General features: G+C 34.5%; 3 protein-coding genes. All 3 read right to left on the bottom strand.

Annotated elements, in window-relative coordinates:
* Positions 1-134: 134 nt before the first annotated feature.
* The 3 genes from cas2 to ROSEINA2194_RS19660 are packed head-to-tail and all read right to left on the bottom strand — an operon-like array spanning position 135 to position 2,305.
* A complete protein-coding gene (cas2, locus tag ROSEINA2194_RS07760) occupies positions 135-395 on the bottom strand; it encodes a CRISPR-associated endonuclease Cas2 (RefSeq protein WP_007885298.1) in 261 nt (86 codons plus the stop codon).
* A gap of 8 nt (positions 396-403) precedes the next feature.
* Complete coding sequence (gene cas1, locus ROSEINA2194_RS19655) at positions 404-1,483, bottom strand: CRISPR-associated endonuclease Cas1 (RefSeq protein WP_007885300.1); 1,080 nt, start codon at positions 1,481-1,483, stop codon at positions 404-406.
* A complete protein-coding gene (locus tag ROSEINA2194_RS19660; RefSeq protein ID WP_007885302.1) occupies positions 1,484-2,305 on the bottom strand; it encodes a reverse transcriptase domain-containing protein in 822 nt (273 codons plus the stop codon).
* Positions 2,306-2,634 lie beyond the last annotated feature (329 nt).

Raw genomic sequence — 2,634 nt, forward strand, 5'->3', positions numbered from 1 at the left:
ACGCTTTTTCAAATTGCGTGCTGACATCGACGGACTTTTTGTTTTTTTCATGATTTATAGCCCTTTTTTGCAGTTCAACCTTTGTTTTATCCTCCGGAATCCGTATAAATACAGCATTAGAGGTCGACGGACTTTTATAAGAAATGTTCTTCCGGACTATACTCTCCCAAAACTTCCTTGCTTGAATATTTTAAAGAATCAAACCGATAAATAATAACACTATCCTCATCCGTTTTTGTTGTGCGCTTTAATTCCGATTTTAACTTCCTTAATTTTGCTTCTGTAATATTCCCTTCAAAAACGGATTTCTGAACGTGTACGAGATATTTTCTGCATATTTTTAGTACTTTGTTATTTCTTTTTACGTTTACATCATATGTAACTATCACAAACATCCTTTTTCCTATACATACTTATATGGCTTATATTTTTCACCATTCTCTATATATTTTTTTAGTTTCTGAATTTCATTTTTAATTAGATAATCATAGGTTCGCTCTGCCCCATCAAATGTTACCTTCTGATACAACTTGTTTTCATATTCCGAAATAAAGATCTTCTTTGCCCGATTGTTCAAATAAATGCCATTATTCTCAACTTCTACAAAATCATTTACGTTAATCATTTTTCGATTCACAAGTGTAAATATCGTACGGTCAACCAATATTGGTTTGAACAGATCTGCCAAATCCAAGTTTAAACTCTCTGGTCTATTTCCAGCCGCATGTACGATTCCAATTCGTATATCTAAAGAGGTTCTATTGATCTCATTTGCAATTCTTTGATACAGCAATGTGTTCCCGAAACTGATCATCGCATTTAATGGGTCTTGAGGTGGACGCCTTGTTCTCTTATCAAAATAAAATTGTTTTCCCTCCAAAATTGAATTAAAACATCCATAGTATTTCTGCCGTGCCTGTGCCTCAAGCATCATCATATGATTAATATCTCTTGCTTCATTCAATTTTGTAATAATGTCTGTCATATCTTTTACAGCAGCCCCTAACTCCGTTGCATTCTTTCTCCTTTGATAATAACGAAGATTTGCTCTGATATTGGACACACTTGCAATTTCCAATCTCCGTGCCATATCTAGTCGTTCTTTTTCTGAATCATACATCCGAAGCTGCTTCAGTTCTGTCTTTATATTTCTTCGACTGTTATTCGGTACAAAGCTTCCAATTTTCTCTCCATACTTGTTAATAAATGAAACATTCAATCCAACCTGATTCATAAAATCAAAGAAGTTTCCTGACATAATAACATTCGAATAAATATACAATGAATCTGTTGTCTCTACAGGAATATATTTTTTCCCATTTTCACTTTCAAACAAAATATTAAAATCCTGTTTCGTTAAAATTCCTTCATTTATTAAGTGATAATTATGATCCATCTTCTGGATTCCAGTCGTGTACCAATCTCTATACACTGTTTTATATGCTCTCTGCTCTTTTTTGACTATTACATGACCATCTTTCATCTAAAATCGGTATCCTAAATATTTCCGATTAATTCCTTTAAATATACCCGTTTTTCCATGATTTAACGGTAATTGTTCTATCTTCTCCATTCGTGCCGTTACATCTGAAAATGCTACTGTCGCCTCCTCGTATGTTGAACAGTATATATTAATATCATCACCAAATCTGCAAAAAGAATACCCTTGCTTTTCCATATAATGATCTAACTCATTCATATAAACATTGGCAAGTAACGGGCTCAATGGACCACCTTGTAAAACTCCCTGTTCCATCTGGTGAAACACATGATCATCCAACAACGTGCATGTCAAATACGCAATCAATAAGTCCAATACTCTTACATCTTCTATCCCAGCCTTTAATTTTGAAATAATAATCGAATGATTAATATTATCAAAAAAATTCTGAATATCTAATTCAACACTCCAGTCTTTTCCTTCTTCCATATACTTTGCTGCCTGTTCCACCGCTGTTAGCACACCTTTATTGTTTTGATATGCATATGAATACTGTGAAAATTGTTTCTCCCACTCACTTGCCATCTTTTGATATAAAGCACGGAAAATAAACCTGTCAATCGAATTCATAAGCGAAATCGTTCTTTTCTTACCCTTACGATTCACAATCTGCCTTTGTTCAACAGCTCCTACTTTATATGTACCATTAAAAATAGACTCCTTTATCTTCTTCCCGTTTGTCTCCCAATAAGCACGTAATTCTGATAATTTTACCCCATCCAGCCCATGGCTATCATGCTTATCCGCAAACGATTCGAATGCCTCCTCCAGATTTTCATCTGAAAAAACATCTTCTAAAACCATGTAATCCTCCTATACATGAATACTGACTCTACAATTCCTCATAGGTAAGGTAAAACTTAGAAAATAATGGATTAAGTAGAGAAGATTGCTTGTGTATTTTATCGTGTCAATTCCTCATAGGTAAGGTAAAACATCATGGTGGACGAAGCGCATAATTACAAAAATTTGAGCATGTGTCAATTCCTCATAGGTAAGGTAAAACTCGGTGATGACGAGATCACAGCTGTCGCTGTTTGTGTCAATTCCTCATAGGTAAGGTAAAACATGTACGCTTCGGTATGAGTGGGATGATAAGGATGGATGTGTCAATTCCTCATAGGTAAGGTAAA

It is taken from the genome of Roseburia inulinivorans DSM 16841, assembly GCF_000174195.1.
Classification (GTDB): Bacteria; Bacillota; Clostridia; order Lachnospirales; family Lachnospiraceae; genus Roseburia; species Roseburia inulinivorans.